Genomic DNA, 14,273 nt, shown 5'->3' with positions numbered 1-14,273 from the left:
CCCACAGGGAGAGGGGACCGATCGAGCCACCAATAACTCCAGTATTTGACCTCAGCACGGGCGCAGCATGCAGCGCCCCTACGCAGTACCACATTACCTACCCACGACGCTGAACCGACTCCCTCGCCCTTTGGGAGAGGGTTGGGGTGAGGGAAAGCAGCGATCGCCGGATCCACAATGAACGCCAGAAAATTTCACCCTGCCGCTACCCATTCGGCAAAAAATTAGCGATTCGACAATTTATAGACTTGAAAAATGAATATCCGCTAATTTTCACCACTCCCCTCCAGACTATTTTTCAGCGCAACGTTAAATCGCTTGCATGTACCTCGGCTTTTGACGCATTTTCATTACCAGAAGGCAGCAGAGCCGCACCGTTACTGAGTATGCAGCGCGCTGTACAACATCACATCACCGCCACAAAATGTCGTTAGGAGAGTTTGTATGTGTTCTATTTTCGGTGTGCTCGATCTGAAGTCCGATCCGGTTGAATTGCGTAAAAGAGCGTTGGAACTGTCTCGCCTGATGCGCCATCGCGGCCCAGACTGGTCCGGCGTGTTCGCCAGCGATAAAGCTATTCTGGTTCATGAGCGCCTGTCGATTGTTGATGTGAATAACGGAGCACAACCGCTGTACAACGCAGCGCACACCCACGTGTTGGCGGTTAACGGTGAGATTTATAACCATCAGGCCCTGCGCCAGCAGTTGGGCGAACAGTATGAATTCCAGACCGCCTCCGACTGCGAAGTGATCCTGGCGCTGTATCAGGAAAAAGGCCCGGCCTTCCTGGACGATCTGCAAGGCATGTTTGCCTTCGCCCTGTACGACACCGAACAGGACGCTTACCTGATTGGCCGTGACCATCTCGGTATCATCCCGCTGTATATGGGCCACGATGAGCACGGTAACCTGTTTGTCGCTTCTGAAATGAAAGCGCTGGTGCCGATTTGCCGCAGCATCAAAGAGTTCCCGGCGGGCAGCTACCTGTGGAGCAAAGACGGTGAGATCCGCGAATATTATCAGCGGGACTGGTTCGACTTTGACAACGTCAAAGATAACGTCACCGATGCCAACGCCCTGCGCAACGCGCTGGAAGAGTCGGTAAAAAGCCACCTGATGTCCGACGTGCCTTACGGCGTGTTGCTCTCTGGCGGGCTGGACTCTTCGGTGATTTCTGCCATCACCAAAAAATATGCCGCACGCCGCGTCGAAGATGATGAGCGTAGCGAAGCCTGGTGGCCGCAACTGCACTCCTTCGCCGTCGGGCTGGAAGGTTCACCGGATTTGCGTGCTGCCAAAGAAGTGGCTAACCACCTGGGCACCGTTCACCATGAAATTCACTTCACGGTACAGGAAGGTCTGGACGCTATCCGCGATGTGATCTACCACATCGAAACCTACGATGTGACCACCATCCGTGCATCCACGCCGATGTACCTGATGTCGCGTAAAATCAAAGCGATGGGCATCAAGATGGTGCTGTCTGGCGAAGGGGCGGATGAAGTGTTCGGCGGTTATCTGTACTTCCACAAAGCGCCAAACGCCAAAGAATTCCATGAGGAAACCGTGCGTAAGCTGCTGGCGCTGCATATGTACGACTGCGCCCGTGCCAACAAAGCAATGTCTGCCTGGGGTGTGGAAGCCCGCGTACCGTTCCTGGATAAAAACTTCCTTGACGTGGCGATGCGCATCAACCCGCAGGATAAAATGTGTGGCAACGGCAAGATGGAAAAGCACATTATCCGCCAGTGCTTCGAGTCTTACCTGCCAGCCAGCGTAGCCTGGCGCCAGAAAGAGCAGTTCTCCGACGGCGTGGGTTACAGCTGGATCGATACGCTGAAAGAAGTGGCCGCCAAGCAGATCAGCGACCAACAGCTGGAAACCGCACGTTTCCGCTTCCCGTACAACACGCCAACCAGTAAAGAAGGCTACCTGTACCGCGAGATCTTCGAAGAACTATTCCCTCTGCCAAGCGCAGCGGAATGTGTCCCTGGGGGTCCTTCCGTAGCCTGTTCGTCGGCCAAAGCCATCGAATGGGACGAGTCCTTCAAAAGCATGGACGATCCTTCAGGCCGTGCCGTAGGCGTACATCAATCTGCCTATAAATAAACGACTGTACGTTTAACCTCGGCGGGCCTGATGGCCCGCCTTTTTGTTGATGTTTTCAACCATTAATCGCCCGAACTGCCGCTTTTATCACCATACTGTTCACAACCCAGTCAAACAACGCGTTCAGTCGCTTTTTCGGGAAAAAACTAGTTGACGCAAATCGGCCATATACGCATAATGCGCCCCGCAACGCCGATGAAGGTTGCGCGAAAAAAGATGGCTACGTAGCTCAGTTGGTTAGAGCACATCACTCATAATGATGGGGTCACAGGTTCGAATCCCGTCGTAGCCACCAATCTTTTTTGCGGGAGTGGCGAAATTGGTAGACGCACTAGATTTAGGTTCTAGCGCCGCAAGGTGTGCGAGTTCAAGTCTCGCCTCCCGCACCATTCTCTCTCATCGGTCTGCATACAACAGGTGGGGTATCGCCAAGCGGTAAGGCACTGGTTTTTGATACCAGCATTCCCTGGTTCGAATCCAGGTACCCCAGCCATCTTCTTAGATGGTATGTTGTAACAAGTTGATTATGCTATTGGGGTATCGCCAAGCGGTAAGGCACTGGTTTTTGATACCAGCATTCCCTGGTTCGAATCCAGGTACCCCAGCCATCTTTTCAGGATGGGGCGTTGTAAAAAGTTAATTGTGTTATTGGGGTATCGCCAAGCGGTAAGGCACTGGTTTTTGATACCAGCATTCCCTGGTTCGAATCCAGGTACCCCAGCCATACAACACCGTTGACCAGTACGAAGAAATAGTAAAACGGCTACGTAGCTCAGCTGGTTAGAGCACATCACTCATAATGATGGGGTCACAGGTTCAAATCCCGTCGTAGCCACCATACTGTTTGTTTTACCATTGGGGTGTCGCCAAGCGGTAAGGCTCTGGTTTCTGATACCAGCATACCCAGGTTCGAATCCTGGCACCCCAGCCAAATTTAGAAAAGCTCGCTTCGGCGGGCTTTTTGCTTTTCTGTGTTTAACGGGCGCAGCGTGCAGCGCCCCTACATCAGACACTTGGATATACGGACCAACACGCTGCGCCCGGAAACATCACAAACCTAATGCGTATTTCAATGCCCGCTCTTTCAGCTTGCCCGCCCGTTCCGCTACCATCAACGCCAGATTGCGCGCCACGCCCAGCGGCGCCAGGTTATTGCTGAAAGCGGTATAGAACAGATCCATGCCGCTTTGCATCAGCAAGTTATCGGTGCGGCGACGGCGCTGATAGCGCATCAGCACCGGTTCACTCGCCCAATCCTCTCCCTGCTCACGGGCATCGGCCACAATCGCCAATAAAGCATCCACATCGCGATAGCCAAGGTTAACCCCCTGCCCGGCCAGCGGGTTGATGGTGTGTGCCGCATCACCGAGCAGCACCAGCCCAGATTGCACATAACGTTGCGCATGACGGCGTACCAACGGGAAAGAACCGGCGGCATGGGCTTTCACGTTACCCAGACGAGATGGGAAGGCTGCCGCAATCTCCTGTTCGAGTTGCGCCATTGGCAACGCCTGCAACTGCCGAATACGCTGCGGGCTGTCGTACCACACCAGCGTGGCCCAGCGATCGTACAGCGGCAGGAACGCACGCGGGCCAGAAGGGAGGAACTGCTGCCAGGTCACGTCCTGTTGAGGTTGGTCGGTTTCCACGGTGATCAACATGCAGGCCTGACGGTATTGCCAACCGCTGGTGCCAATTGCCGCCAACTTGCGCACCTGTGAGTGAGCCCCATCGGCACCCACCACCAAACGCGCCTGTAACGTCTCTGACGAGCTTAACGTGACCTGCCATTGGTCATCGGCCCGCTGCATCGCTTGCAGCCTGACAGGGCAGTACAGCGTTAAATTCTCGCATTGCTCCAACTGCTGCCACAAAGCGAGCTGCAAAATACGGTTTTCGACCATGAACCCCAGCTCTGGCAGCCCAAGCGTTGCCGCGTCAAACGCTACCCGCGAAGATTCCCATTCCCAGGTTTCCAGCCTGCGGTACGGTGCCGATCTCATTTGCAGCACCGCAGGCCAGGCATCAAGCTGCTTGAGCAGGCCAACGGAAGTACAGCCAATGGCGGAAATCCGCAGGTCCGGAGGGCTTTGGGGATCGAACGCCTCTGGGGCTTCGTGTTCTAACAATGCCACCGTCAATCCAGATCGGGCCAGCCCCAACGCTGCGGCAGCCCCAACCATCCCACCGCCAACCACCACGGCATCAAAGCGTTTCTGTGAAGTGTTCATTTGGCTATACTTTTCGTTAAATTGGCATCTTGTCACAGTGTACCGGATTTTTAATCTGGCTTCAGGTCGTGGTCGCTTCGCTGGTCACCAGCGCGTCAAATGATTACAATGGTCTCCCTGCATGGCGCGTAACGCAATTTTCTCTCCGCACTGAGTAATGGCAAGTCAATGACGAAAAAACTACATATCAAAACCTGGGGCTGCCAGATGAATGAGTACGACTCATCGAGAATGGCGGATTTACTGGGAAGTACGCACGGCTTCGAGTGGACTGAAAACGCTGAAGAGGCGGACGTGTTGCTGCTCAATACCTGCTCGATCCGCGAGAAGGCGCAGGAAAAGGTTTTCGCGTTGTTGGGCCGTTGGAAGTTGCTGAAGAAGAACAATCCCGACCTGATTATTGGTGTCGGCGGCTGCGTTGCTTCGCAGGAAGGGGAGCATCTGCGCCAGCGCGCGCCGTGCGTTGACATCGTTTTTGGCCCACAAACCTTGCATCGCCTGCCGGAGATGATCAACCACGTGCGCGGTTCACATAGCCCGATCGTGGACATCAGCTTCCCGGAAATCGAAAAGTTCGATCGTCTGCCGGAACCCCGTGCCGATGGGCCAACCGCCTTTGTCTCGATCATGGAAGGCTGCAACAAATATTGTACGTTCTGCGTAGTGCCTTACACCCGTGGTGAAGAAGTCAGCCGCCCAAGCGACGATGTGCTGTTCGAAGTCGCCCAGCTTGCCGCCCAAGGCGTGCGTGAAGTCAACCTGCTGGGCCAGAACGTCAACGCTTATCGTGGCGCAACCTTCGACGGTGGCATCTGCTCCTTCGCCGAACTGCTGCGTCTGGTGGCCTCTATCGACGGTATCGATCGCATCCGCTTCACCACCAGCCATCCGATTGAATTCAGCGACGATATTATTGCGGTGTATGAAGATACCCCCGAACTGGTCAGCCTCCTGCATCTGCCAGTACAAAGCGGTTCAGATCGTATTCTGACCATGATGAAACGCGCGCATACGGCGCTGGAGTACAAAGCGATTATCCGCAAGCTGCGTCAGGCGCGGCCGAATATTCAGTTCAGCTCCGATTTCATTATCGGTTTCCCTGGGGAAACCAGCGCTGACTTTGAACAGACCATGAACCTGATTGCTCAGGTGAACTTCGATACCAGCTTCAGCTTTATCTACTCTTCACGCCCCGGCACACCGGCGGCAGACATGGTAGACGATGTCAGCGAAGAAGAGAAAAAGCAGCGTCTGTATCTGCTGCAAGAGCGCATCAACCAGCAGGTGATGCAGTTCAGCCGCCGCATGCTAGGCACCGTGCAGCGCATTCTGGTCGAGGGGACGTCCCGCAAAAGCCTGATGGAACTCTCTGGCCGCACCGAATGCAACCGGATGGTCAACTTTGAGGGGACACCGGATTTGATCGGCCAATTCGTCGACGTTGAAATTACTGAAGTGTTAACCAACTCTCTGCGCGGCACCCTGGTCCGCACCGAACAGCAGATGGAACTGCGCGTGCATCAATCACCTCAAGCGGTGATCGCACGTACCCGTAAGGAAGATGAGCTGGGCGTCGGTAGCTACCAACCTTAATCGCCCCGCCACCTTGGCATTTTCCTTTTCTCTGCCGGGCAGTCACTGTCCGGTAATTTTGTTTTTTCTTTTGATGATAAGGCGACACAATAATGCAACTCCCACACTGCCCGAAGTGCAATTCCGAATACACCTACCAGGATAACGCCATGTTCATCTGCCCAGAATGCGCCCACGAGTGGAGCGACAGCGTGGCCGTTGAAGATGCCGATACCCTGATCGTCAAAGATGCCAACGGCAACCTGCTAGCCGACGGCGACGCGGTGACCGTGGTCAAGGATCTGAAGGTCAAAGGCAGCTCCTCCATGCTGAAGATCGGCACCAAGGTGAAGAACATCCGTCTGGTGGAAGGCGATCACAACATCGACTGCAAGATCGACGGTTTTGGCCCGATGAAGCTGAAATCCGAGTTTGTGAAAAAGAACTGATTTCGCCGTTTAACCTCCTGTTGGGCCAAATTATTTGGCCCAATTCTGCCCCATCCCCCCTTGAATTCCTTCCCCCGCGCACAGATAGATCAGAGGTAAACTTGCGTCGGTGCGGTACACCATGAATAATTCAAGGTAGTGCGCGCGCTGAAATCGCGTTATGTGACATCAACCAGGCCCTGTGTGAGCCTTGAGGAATCGTTTGAACGTCGCAACACAAGAAATTCTGTTGGAGCCCGCAGACAACCAACGCTTGTTGAGCCTGTGCGGCCCGTTTGATGACAACATCAAACAACTCGAACGCCGGCTGGGGATTGAAATCAACCGCCGAGACAACCGTTTCAAGCTGGTCGGTAAAAACCTGTGCGTGGTTGCCGCCGCCGATATCCTGCGCCATCTGTATGTGGACACGGCCCCGATCCGTGGCATCACTCCGGATATCGACCCGGAGCAGATCCACCTGGCCATCAAAGAGAGCCGGGTGCTGGAGCAGGTAGCCGAAAGCGTGCCGGATTACGGTAAATCGGTCACCATCAAGACCAAGCGCGGCATGGTAAAGCCCCGCACTCCGAACCAGGCGCAGTACATCGCCAATATTTTCGCGCATGACATCACCTTCGGCGTTGGCCCGGCTGGTACCGGTAAAACCTATCTGGCGGTTGCCGCTGCGGTAGATGCGCTGGAGCGTCAGGAAATCCGGCGTATCCTGCTGACCCGTCCTGCGGTTGAAGCAGGCGAGAAGCTGGGCTTCCTGCCGGGCGATCTGAGCCAGAAAGTGGACCCGTATCTGCGCCCGCTGTATGACGCCCTGTTTGAAATGCTGGGCTTCGAGCGGGTGGAAAAGCTGATCGAGCGCAACGTGATCGAAGTTGCACCGCTGGCCTACATGCGTGGCCGTACGCTGAATGATGCTTTTATCATTCTCGATGAAAGCCAGAACACCACCATCGAGCAGATGAAGATGTTCCTGACACGCATCGGTTTTAACTCGAAAGCGGTGATCACCGGTGACGTCACCCAGATCGACCTGCCACGCAATCAGAAGTCCGGCCTGCGCCATGCGGTGGAAGTGCTGTCTGAAGTGGAAGAGATCAGCTTTAACTTCTTCCACAGCGAAGACGTAGTGCGTCACCCGGTTGTCGCTCGTGTGGTTATCGCCTATGAAGCCTGGGAAGCCGCCGAACAAAAGCGCAAAGATGCCATCGCCGAACAACGTAGACGTGAGGCACCGGTTGCCTCCGAACAGGAAACGCCATGAGCCAGGTTATTCTGGATTTACAAATTGCCTGCGCCAGCAGTGAAGGATTACCGGATGAAGCCACTTTCCAGCGCTGGCTGGAAGGTGTGCTGCCACAGTTTCAGGAAGAGGCCGAAGTGACCATCCGTCTGGTAGATGAGGCGGAAAGCAATGAGCTAAACCTGACTTATCGTGGTAAAGACAAGCCCACCAACGTGTTATCATTCCCGTTCGAGGCGCCACCGGAAATCGAACTGCCGCTGTTGGGTGATTTGATTATTTGCCGTCAAGTGGTTGAACAGGAAGCGGTTGAACAACAGAAGGCGCTGGAAGCACACTGGGCGCATATGGTTGTTCACGGTAGCCTTCATCTGCTAGGGTATGACCACATCGAAGACGATGAAGCCGAAGAAATGGAATCTTTGGAAACCGAGATTATGCAGGAGATGGGTTACCCGGACCCTTACCTCGCGGAAAAAGATCCCACCTGATGTTAGCTGAGCATCCCGCAGCCCCGTTTGGGGCTGTCGCTAATTTTGATAACTCAATAGAGTGATATTAACTAAAACGCCATGAGCGACGACCATTCATCCAACAATGACAGCCCCAGTCCCAAGAAGGGGTTCTTTACTCTTATCCTTAACCAGCTGTTCCACGGTGAACCGAAAAACCGTGGCGATCTGGTAGAGCTGATCCGTGATTCCGAGCAAAACGACCTGATCGATCCCGATACCCGTGACATGCTGGAAGGCGTGATGGATATCGCCGAGCAGCGCGTACGCGACATCATGATCCCGCGCTCCCAGATGGTGACGCTCAAGCGTAACCAGACGCTGGAAGAGTGCCTGGACGTGATTATCGAATCCGCCCACTCGCGCTTCCCGGTGATCAGCGAAGATAAAGATCACATCGAAGGCATTCTGATGGCCAAGGATCTGCTGCCGTTTATGCGCGCAGACTCCGAACCATTCAGCATCGACAAGGTGCTGCGTACCGCCGTGGTGGTACCGGAAAGCAAGCGGGTTGACCGGATGCTGAAGGAGTTCCGCTCCCAGCGTTATCACATGGCAATTGTCATTGATGAATTCGGCGGCGTTTCTGGTCTGGTGACCATCGAAGACATTCTGGAGCTGATTGTCGGGGAAATTGAAGACGAATATGACGATGAGGAAGATCGCGACGTTCGCCAACTGAGTCGCCACATGTTCACCGTGCGGGCGCTGGCACCGATCGAAGACTTCAACGACATTTTCGGTACCCACTTCAGCGACGACGAGGTCGACACCATTGGCGGCCTGGTGATGCAAGCCTTCGGCCACCTGCCCGCACGTGGGGAAACCATTGAAATCGAAGGTTACCTATTTAAAGTTGCGATGGCCGACAGTCGACGTATCATCCAGGTTCATGTCAAAATTCCGGACGACGCCCCGCAACCGAAACTGGAAGAATAACTCACACATGGTTAAAGCCTCATTACTTGATCGCCAGCGGGTTCGCGCCCTGCTGGCGCTTTTGACCGGTGCCTGTGGCACGCTGGCCTTCTCCCCTTACGATATCTGGCCTGCAGCCATTGTCTCGCTGTTCGGCCTGCTGGCCGTTACCCTCAACCGCACCACCAAACAATCCGCCCTGCTCGGTTTCTTGTGGGGGATGGGGCTGTTTGGCAGCGGTGTGAACTGGGTTTACGTCAGCATTGCTGATTTTGGTGGCATGCCATTTGCCATTAATATCTTCCTGGTGGTGTTGTTGGCCGCCTACCTTTCGCTGTATACCGGGCTGTTCGCCGGTTTGCTGACGCGCCTCTGGCCACGTACCACCTGGTGGCGGCTGGCGATTGCCGCTCCGGCACTGTGGCAACTGACCGAATTCCTGCGTGGCTGGGTGCTCACCGGTTTCCCTTGGTTACAATTCGGCTATACCCAGATCGACGGCCCGCTGAAAGGCATTGCGCCATTGCTGGGCATGGATGCGATTACCCTGATCCTGATGTCCCTCAGCGGCCTGCTGGTGTTTGCGCTCAATCAACGGCGCATCACCCCGGCGGTGATTGCTATCGCCATGCTGCTGCTGCCGTGGCCGCTGCGCCAGATCCACTGGTTTACGCCGCAGCCGGATAAAGCGGTGAACGTCGCCATGGTGCAGGGCAATATCGAGCAGTCGATGAAGTGGGATCCCAAGGCGTTGCTCAGCACGCTGCAAACCTATCTGGACGAGAGCCGCCCGATGATGGGCAAAGCGCCGATCATCATCTGGCCGGAGTCCGCTATTCCCGATGTGGAGAGCAATCAGAACGGTTTCCTGACCATGATGGACGATCTGATGCGTGCCAAGAACAGCAGCCTGATCACCGGTATTGTGGACGCTCGTGCTACGCAACAAGGCACCAAGTTCTTCAACAGCGTGATCGTGCTGGGCGAAGAAAAGCCTTACAGCTACCCGGCGGCCAATCGCTATGACAAACATCACCTGGTGCCATTCGGTGAGTTTGTGCCGTTGGAAACGCTGCTGCGCCCGCTGGCTCCTTTCTTCGACCTGCCAATGTCCTCGTTCAGCCGCGGTGACTACGTGCAGCCACAGCTCAGCGTGCGCGGTTACAACCTGACGGCAGCCATCTGCTATGAAATCGTGCTCGGCCAGCAGGTACGCGACAACTTCCGTCCGGATACCAACTTCCTGCTGACCGTGTCCAACGACGCCTGGTTCGGCCATTCCATCGGCCCATGGCAGCACTTCCAGATGGCGCGTATGCGTTCATTGGAACTGGGCAGACCGTTGCTGCGTAGCACCAATAACGGCATCACCGCCGCCGTTGGCCCTACCGGCGAAGTGTTGGCCTCCATCCCGCAGTTCACCCGCCAGGTGTTGGAAGTGAAGGTTACCCCAACCACCGGTATCACGCCGTATGCCCGCTTTGGCTCTGCGCCAGTGTGGATCATCACTGTGCTGATGGCAGGCCTCGTGCTGCTGGTTGGCCGCCGCAGCAAATAAACGCGCTCAGGGCACGGTATCTAGCCGTGCCCTTCTTCACCTTCCTGTAACATCTTCTCTCCTCGCCGTTTCTGGCATGCTCCTTGCTTTAATTATTCGGTATAGCCGGTGAACGTCATCCTGTAGCGCTACTGCTTATTTCGCTTGGCTACAGGAGGGATCAAATGGTGCACAACTCCAGAGCAAGGTTCGCACCCAAGTGGTGCATCTGGGGTTTATTGCATTAATTTGGTGCGCGTGATGTCGCAAAAAATGAAACAACTTAGTTTCATCCTGTTCACAATCGGTTATTTTCTATCGGGAATCGGGTCTCAGACTATCTTTATAGTTCCGGCCGTGAATAGCCGTTTTAACCCGCACTCGCTGAGAGCGGGCAATCACAACAGCATAGGAGTTGGACCATGCAAATGCGTAAGTTGGCATTATCGTTACTGCTGATCGGGATGGCGAGTAGCGTAGCCCATGCGGAAGAACTGACCGGCACGCTGAAAAAGATCAAAGATAACGGCGTGATTGTTGTTGGCCATCGTGAATCTTCAGTGCCGTTCTCCTACTATGATAATCAGCAAAAAGTGGTGGGTTACTCCCAGGATTATTCCAACCAAATCGTTGATGCTATCAAGAAGAAATTGAACGAGCCGAATCTGCAGGTGTAAATGCTGCCGATCACCTCGCAAAACCGTATCCCGCTGTTGCAGAACGGCACCTTCGATTTCGAGTGTGGTTCCACCACCAACAACCTCGAGCGCCAGAAACAGGCCGCATTCTCTGATACCATTTTTGTCGTCGGTACCCGCCTGCTGGTCAAGAAAGGCTCCGACATCAAAGACTTTAAAGATCTGGCCGGTAAAGCGGTGGTCGTCACTTCAGGTACCACTTCCGAAGTGTTGCTCAACAAGCTGAACGACAAAGATCAGATGAAAATGCGCATCATCAGTGCCAAAGACCACGGTGACTCCTTCCGCACCCTGGAAAGTGGCCGTGCCGTGGCGTTTATGATGGATGACGCCCTGCTGGCAGGCGAGCGCGCCAAAGCCAAACAGCCGGATCAGTGGGAAATCATTGCGACTCCACAGTCCAAAGAAGCCTATGGCTGTATGATGCGCAAAGACGATCCAGAGTTCAAAAAGCTGGTGGATGAAACCATCGCACAAGCTCAGACCTCTGGCCAGGCCGCCAAATGGTTTGATATCTGGTTCAAACAGCCAATCCCACCAAAAAACCTCAACATGAACTTCGACCTGTCTGACGACATGAAGCAGTTGTTCAAAGAACCTAACGACAAAGCACTGAACTAATAAAAAGATCAAGCCAGCCCAAGCTGGCTGCTGTAGATGACGGTTAACAGGACAGACAGTGATGCGGGAGGCCGTTCCCCTCCCGCATTTTTTCCTGACACGACTCGGCCTGCCGGGTAGGTAAACGGTCATCAAGTTGTAAGGTGTTTTACACCTGTTTAGCGGAGTTTGTTATGTCAATAGATTGGAACTGGGGTATCTTCCTGCAGCAGGCCCCGTTTGGGAATACCACCTATCTGGGCTGGATCTGGTCCGGCTTTCAGGTCACGGTCGCCCTCTCAGTCTGTGCATGGATTATTGCCTTCTTTGTCGGTTCACTGTTCGGTATCTTGCGCACCGTACCCAACCGTTTTCTCTCCTCGCTAGGGACTTGTTACGTCGAACTGTTCCGTAACGTGCCTTTAATCGTCCAATTCTTTACCTGGTATCTGGTGATGCCAGAACTGCTGCCAGCCGATATCGGCATGTGGTTCAAAAGCGAACTCGATCCCAACGTGCAATTCTTCATCTCTTCCATGCTGTGCCTTGGGCTGTTTACTGCCGCACGCGTCTGCGAACAGGTACGTGCCGCGATCCAGTCTCTGCCACGCGGCCAGCAGGCTGCCGGACTGGCAATGGGCCTGACGCTGCCACAAACCTATCGCTATGTCCTGTTGCCCAACGCCTATCGGGTGATCGTGCCGCCGATGACCTCGGAAATGCTCAACCTGGTAAAAAACTCCGCCATTGCCTCGACCATCGGGCTGGTGGACATGGCCGCACAGGCCGGTAAGCTGCTGGATTACTCCGCACACGCCTATGAATCCTTTACTGCCATCACCCTCGCCTACGTTGCGATCAACGCCGTGATCATGCTGTTGATGCGTATCGTCGAGAAGAAAGTGCAGTTACCTGGCCATATGGGGAGTAAATAATGTACCAATTTGATTGGGGATCGATTGTCCCAAGCTTCCCGTATCTGCTGCAAGGGCTGGTCGTTACGCTGAAAATCACCGTGACGGCTATTGTGTTTGGTATTCTGTGGGGCACCGTTCTGGCAGTAATGCGCCTGTCGTCAATCAAGGCGATTAGCTGGTTCGCGGCGCTGTACGTCAACCTGTTCCGCTCCGTACCGCTGGTGATGGTGCTGCTGTGGTTCTATCTGGTGGTTCCAAGCTTATTACAACAAGTTCTTGGGCTGTCACCGAAAACCGATATTCGCCTTATCTCGGCTATGGTAGCCTTTTCGCTGTTTGAAGCCGCCTACTACTCGGAAATTATCCGAGCAGGTATTGAAAGCGTCTCGCGCGGCCAATCCTCTGCTTCGCTGGCATTGGGCATGACCCAATGGCAATCGATGCGGTTGGTGATCCTGCCGCAGGCGTTCCGGGCGATGGTGCCACTGCTGCTGACCCAGGGGATCGTGTTGTTCCAGGACACCTCGCTGGTTTACGTACTTAGCCTGGCCGACTTCTTCCGCACCGCGTCAACCATTGGTGAGCGTGACGGTACGCAGGTAGAAATGATCCTGTTCGCCGGTTTGGTCTATTTTGTTATCAGTCTCGCCGCCTCGGCGCTGGTAAGCTATTTGAAGAAAAGGACTGTTTGATGATATCCCTGAAAAATGTTTCTAAGTGGTACGGTCACTTTCAGGTTCTGACCGACTGCACCACTGAAGTCAAAAAAGGCGAAGTGGTGGTAGTCTGCGGTCCTTCCGGCTCAGGCAAATCAACCCTGATTAAAACCGTTAACGGGCTGGAGCCAATCCAGAAAGGCGATATCGAAGTTAACGGCATTCAGGTCAACAGCAAGAGCACCAACTTGGCGCAATTGCGCTCCAAAGTGGGGATGGTGTTCCAGCATTTCGAACTGTTCCCCCATTTGTCGATCATTGAAAACCTGACGCTGGCACAGGTCAAGGTCCTTAAGCGCGACAAGGCAGCCTCACAGGATAAGGCCCTGAAACTGCTGGAACGTGTGGGCCTGTCTGCGCATGCCAACAAGTTCCCTGGGCAACTTTCCGGTGGCCAGCAGCAGCGTGTGGCGATTGCCCGTGCGCTGTGTATGGATCCGATCGCCATGCTGTTTGATGAACCTACCTCTGCGCTCGATCCGGAAATGATCAACGAGGTGCTGGACGTCATGGTGAAGCTGGCACAGGAAGGGATGACCATGATGGTGGTAACCCACGAAATGGGCTTTGCCCGTAAAGTGGCCCACCGGGTGATCTTTATGGATGAAGGGAAGATTGTCGAAGACACCAATAAAGATGACTTCTTCAACAACCCGCAGTCTGAGCGTGCCAAAGACTTCCTGGCCAAAATCCTGCATTGATCGCCAGATGCGCCCTGGTTCTCAGGGCGCATCAATAGTGCTTGTTTCTTTCACGCTTTCCCCCGATCCTCACTGC

General features: G+C 54.5%; 11 protein-coding genes, 7 tRNA genes and 1 pseudogene. 18 read left to right on the top strand and 1 reads right to left on the bottom strand.

The window, feature by feature from the left end; all coding sequences use genetic code 11:
- Positions 1-444: 444 nt before the first annotated feature.
- The 8 genes from asnB to U869_RS0122380 all read left to right on the top strand — a co-directional run bounded on the left by asnB (position 445) and on the right by U869_RS0122380 (position 3,040).
- Positions 445-2,109, top strand: coding sequence for an asparagine synthase B (asnB, locus tag U869_RS0122415; protein ID WP_025123439.1), 1,665 nt, complete (start codon positions 445-447; stop codon positions 2,107-2,109).
- Between the two features lie 218 nt (positions 2,110-2,327).
- Positions 2,328-2,404, top strand: a tRNA-Met gene (locus tag U869_RS0122410).
- Between the two features lie 9 nt (positions 2,405-2,413).
- A tRNA-Leu gene (locus U869_RS0122405) sits at positions 2,414-2,498 on the top strand.
- A gap of 29 nt (positions 2,499-2,527) precedes the next feature.
- Positions 2,528-2,602, top strand: a tRNA-Gln gene (locus tag U869_RS0122400).
- Between the two features lie 40 nt (positions 2,603-2,642).
- A tRNA-Gln gene (locus U869_RS0122395) sits at positions 2,643-2,717 on the top strand.
- A 41-nt stretch (positions 2,718-2,758) separates the two neighbouring features.
- Positions 2,759-2,833, top strand: a tRNA-Gln gene (locus U869_RS0122390).
- 37 nt (positions 2,834-2,870) lie between these two features.
- Positions 2,871-2,947, top strand: a tRNA-Met gene (locus U869_RS0122385).
- Between the two features lie 18 nt (positions 2,948-2,965).
- A tRNA-Gln gene (locus U869_RS0122380) sits at positions 2,966-3,040 on the top strand.
- 118 nt (positions 3,041-3,158) lie between these two features.
- Here the strand turns inward: U869_RS0122380 and ubiF are convergent.
- Positions 3,159-4,340: a 3-demethoxyubiquinol 3-hydroxylase gene (ubiF, locus tag U869_RS0122375; RefSeq protein WP_025123438.1), complete on the bottom strand. Its 1,182-nt coding sequence runs from the start codon at positions 4,338-4,340 to the stop codon at positions 3,159-3,161.
- Positions 4,341-4,508: 168 nt separating this feature from the next.
- Between ubiF and miaB the strand changes: the two genes are divergently transcribed.
- From miaB to U869_RS0122325, 10 genes and pseudogenes are all read left to right on the top strand, one after another.
- Complete coding sequence (miaB, locus tag U869_RS0122370) at positions 4,509-5,933, top strand: tRNA (N6-isopentenyl adenosine(37)-C2)-methylthiotransferase MiaB (RefSeq protein WP_025123437.1); 1,425 nt, start codon at positions 4,509-4,511, stop codon at positions 5,931-5,933.
- Between the two features lie 92 nt (positions 5,934-6,025).
- Complete coding sequence (locus U869_RS0122365; protein WP_025123436.1) at positions 6,026-6,361, top strand: zinc ribbon domain-containing protein YjdM; 336 nt, start codon at positions 6,026-6,028, stop codon at positions 6,359-6,361.
- 202 nt (positions 6,362-6,563) lie between these two features.
- On the top strand, positions 6,564-7,619 hold the full coding sequence (locus U869_RS0122360) for a PhoH family protein (RefSeq protein WP_025123435.1): 1,056 nt from the start codon (positions 6,564-6,566) through the stop codon (positions 7,617-7,619).
- Positions 7,616-8,089 (top strand): rRNA maturation RNase YbeY, encoded by a 474-nt coding sequence (ybeY, locus tag U869_RS0122355; RefSeq protein ID WP_025123434.1) that lies wholly within the window; start codon positions 7,616-7,618, stop codon positions 8,087-8,089. The genes U869_RS0122360 and ybeY overlap by 4 nt, the downstream gene beginning before the upstream one ends.
- Positions 8,090-8,170: 81 nt before the next feature.
- Positions 8,171-9,049 (top strand): CNNM family magnesium/cobalt transport protein CorC, encoded by an 879-nt coding sequence (gene corC / locus U869_RS0122350; protein ID WP_025123433.1) that lies wholly within the window; start codon positions 8,171-8,173, stop codon positions 9,047-9,049.
- 7 nt (positions 9,050-9,056) lie between these two features.
- Complete coding sequence (lnt, locus tag U869_RS0122345; protein ID WP_025123432.1) at positions 9,057-10,586, top strand: apolipoprotein N-acyltransferase; 1,530 nt, start codon at positions 9,057-9,059, stop codon at positions 10,584-10,586.
- A gap of 443 nt (positions 10,587-11,029) precedes the next feature.
- Positions 11,030-11,884 (top strand): annotated as a pseudogene (locus U869_RS29635) (amino acid ABC transporter substrate-binding protein).
- A gap of 173 nt (positions 11,885-12,057) precedes the next feature.
- Positions 12,058-12,798: an amino acid ABC transporter permease gene (locus U869_RS0122335; RefSeq protein WP_025123431.1), complete on the top strand. Its 741-nt coding sequence runs from the start codon at positions 12,058-12,060 to the stop codon at positions 12,796-12,798.
- On the top strand, positions 12,798-13,472 hold the full coding sequence (gene gltK, locus U869_RS0122330; RefSeq protein WP_025123430.1) for a glutamate/aspartate ABC transporter permease GltK: 675 nt from the start codon (positions 12,798-12,800) through the stop codon (positions 13,470-13,472). The genes U869_RS0122335 and gltK overlap by 1 nt, the downstream gene beginning before the upstream one ends.
- The gene (locus U869_RS0122325) at positions 13,472-14,197 is read left to right on the top strand and encodes an amino acid ABC transporter ATP-binding protein (RefSeq protein WP_025123429.1); all 726 of its coding nucleotides are present in this window, start codon (positions 13,472-13,474) and stop codon (positions 14,195-14,197) included. The genes gltK and U869_RS0122325 overlap by 1 nt, the downstream gene beginning before the upstream one ends.
- The last annotated feature ends 76 nt before the right edge of the window (positions 14,198-14,273 follow it).

Origin of the sequence: Serratia sp. H1w, from assembly GCF_000633355.1 — a bacterium.
Lineage (GTDB): Bacteria > Pseudomonadota > Gammaproteobacteria > Enterobacterales > Enterobacteriaceae > Chania.
This window is presented reverse-complemented; position numbering and strand designations above follow the sequence as displayed.

What these genes read in the sequence shown, in the direction of transcription:
- asnB (WP_025123439.1), top strand. Translation starts at nt 445, where the DNA reads ATGTGTTCTATTTTCGGTGTGCTCGATCTGAAGTCCGATCCGGTTGAA.
- ubiF (WP_025123438.1), bottom strand. Translation starts at nt 4,340, where the DNA reads ATGAACACTTCACAGAAACGCTTTGATGCCGTGGTGGTTGGCGGTGGG.
- miaB (WP_025123437.1), top strand. Translation starts at nt 4,509, where the DNA reads ATGACGAAAAAACTACATATCAAAACCTGGGGCTGCCAGATGAATGAG.
- U869_RS0122365 (WP_025123436.1), top strand. Translation starts at nt 6,026, where the DNA reads ATGCAACTCCCACACTGCCCGAAGTGCAATTCCGAATACACCTACCAG.
- ybeY (WP_025123434.1), top strand. Translation starts at nt 7,616, where the DNA reads ATGAGCCAGGTTATTCTGGATTTACAAATTGCCTGCGCCAGCAGTGAA.
- corC (WP_025123433.1), top strand. Translation starts at nt 8,171, where the DNA reads ATGAGCGACGACCATTCATCCAACAATGACAGCCCCAGTCCCAAGAAG.
- lnt (WP_025123432.1), top strand. Translation starts at nt 9,057, where the DNA reads ATGGTTAAAGCCTCATTACTTGATCGCCAGCGGGTTCGCGCCCTGCTG.
- U869_RS0122335 (WP_025123431.1), top strand. Translation starts at nt 12,058, where the DNA reads ATGTCAATAGATTGGAACTGGGGTATCTTCCTGCAGCAGGCCCCGTTT.
- gltK (WP_025123430.1), top strand. Translation starts at nt 12,798, where the DNA reads ATGTACCAATTTGATTGGGGATCGATTGTCCCAAGCTTCCCGTATCTG.
- U869_RS0122325 (WP_025123429.1), top strand. Translation starts at nt 13,472, where the DNA reads ATGATATCCCTGAAAAATGTTTCTAAGTGGTACGGTCACTTTCAGGTT.